2 protein-coding genes are annotated in these 2067 nt (G+C 56.3%); both read right to left on the bottom strand.

Annotated features, from left to right (window positions below):
- On the bottom strand, nt 1–1145 hold a 1145-nt coding region (locus ACTO5E_RS10885; RefSeq protein ID WP_482303583.1), incomplete at its 3' end, for an MATE family efflux transporter.
- A gap of 172 nt (nt 1146–1317) precedes the next feature.
- Nucleotides 1318–1740, bottom strand: a complete 423-nt coding sequence (locus tag ACTO5E_RS10880) for an MmcQ/YjbR family DNA-binding protein (RefSeq protein WP_482303581.1) — start codon at nt 1738–1740, stop codon at nt 1318–1320.
- Nucleotides 1741–2067 lie beyond the last annotated feature (327 nt).

Genomic DNA, 2067 nt, shown 5'->3' with positions numbered 1-2067 from the left:
TGGAAAGCGGTCTGTCCCACAAACTGAAAGGCCATGAAAAAGAAGCCGAAAAAGTACAGGTTCAGCATATGGGCTCCGGTCTCAATCACAGCGGCGTCGCCGGAAAAAATGCCCATCAGTTGCTGAGGAATGAGCATGACCACCACCCAAGCGGCCACCGTGTAGGCAATGCCCAGAACAGCGGTGAACCGGATGCCCTCCTTGACCCGGCTGTTTTCCTTTGCCCCGTAGTTGAAGCCCAGCACCGGCTGGGCTCCGTTGGTGACGCCCATCACCGGCAGGGAGAGAATCTCCCGGACTGAGTTCAGCACAGTCATAATGCCCACATACAGGTCGCCGCCATAGGCCTGCAGCTGTACGTTGCACACAATCTGCACCAGACTGTTGGTGCCCTGCATCACAAAGCCCGGCAGGCCCAGGGCAGCAATAGACCGGGTCCGGCGCAGGTCCACCCGCACCCGGCGCAGGCGCAGCTTTAAAATCGCCTTTTTGCCAGTGAGGAACCGCAGCACCCACGCCGCTGAAATGCCCTGACTGAGCACCGTAGCCAGCGCCGCGCCCCGCACTCCCAGTCCCAGGCCAAAAATAAAAATAGGGTCCAGGACGATATTCACCACTGCGCCGAGAATGGTGGTAAACATTCCAACCCGGGGGAAGCCCTGGGCGTTGATGTAGCCGTTGAGCCCTGTGGCCAACATGGAGAAAGCTGTGCCAAACAGGTAGATTTGCAGGTACTGGTCCGCATATTCCACCGACACATCGCTGGCCCCGAACAGATAGAGAATCGGCCGCCGGAACAGATAGCACAGGCAGAACAGCACAGCCGAGGAGGCGGTGAGCAAGGCGAACACATTGCCCAGAATGGCCTCAGCCTCCTCCTCGTCCCGCCGCCCCCGGGCAATCGAGAACAGCACGGTGCCCCCTGCGCCAAACAGGCTGGTAAAGGCCGCAATGAGCACAATGACAGGGAAGGTGATGCCCAGCCCTGTCAGGGCCACATCACCGATCCCCTTCATATGTCCTATGTAGATGCGGTCCACCACATTATATAGCAGCTGTACCACTTGGGCTACAGTCAAAGGCGCCGCTTGGGCGATAATCTGCCTCTTGACCGAGCCCACGGAAAAGTCTTTTTCCGTGTTCATAGATCTGCCTCCTTTTATGAAGTCTGTTTGAAAACCTCAGGGCATTGTCTTTTTGCCTGGAAACGGTCATTTCCTGCCTCAAAAGTCCCTATATTACGCATTTTTTGCAGTCAACAGAGTGAACTCCATTGCCTCTTTTCCTGAAACCGGACTGTTTCTCAACAGCAATCCATCATCCCTCTGGCTTTTCAACAGACTCTGACTGGGTCCTCCGCTTTTTGGGTTTTGGGGCCACGTTGGCATAGCTCAGCTCCAACAGGGAGAAGACTGCCTCGTCCTCCGCCGGACCGTCCAGAAGAATGCTGACCCAATGGGTTTTGCTCATATGGTATGCAGGCAGAAAGCCGGGCTCCTCCAATAGGGAGCCCAGCAGCAGGGGCCCGCATTTCAGGTTGAGGACGTCCGCCGCCCCCGGGCCCTCCAGGCCCAGCCGCTCCCGGGACACCCGCATGAGAATGCCATACCACTTTTTGCTGTTTGGGTGGCGGAGCACCGCTGCCTCCGGGGTGTCCGCCCATAGATATTCAGGCTGAGTGCCAAAGCTCTCCGCAGCAAACCGAAGAACCCGCTCTCGCTGCCGGTATGTTCCCCCCATATCAGTCAACTCCCCAGGCGGGCGACATGGGGGAGAGCCCGTCGCGTTTTGGTAAAGCGCAGAGAGGCGGACCAGCCCGCATAGTATGAGGGAATGCTCATAGGGTTACTCCTTTGGAATGGTTTGGTGTTTTTTATATTATAGCATGGAGAGAGGGGATGTCAAGAGCGGCCCAAGAGAAGGAACAGGCAGAGACAGAAGGAATCTTACCTCATGACGCAGTATCTAGGGCTCGTTTGAAAAATCGAAAACACCGTCTTTTTGCCCCAAAGCAGTCGCTTTCTGCGTCGAAAATCCTCGTAATACGCAAGTATTACTTGCGGTTTT

The sequence above is a fragment of the Acutalibacter sp. genome (assembly GCF_056800975.1).
The sequence above is the reverse complement of the archived record's forward strand: the minus strand, read 5'-3'. Positions and strand labels throughout refer to the sequence as shown.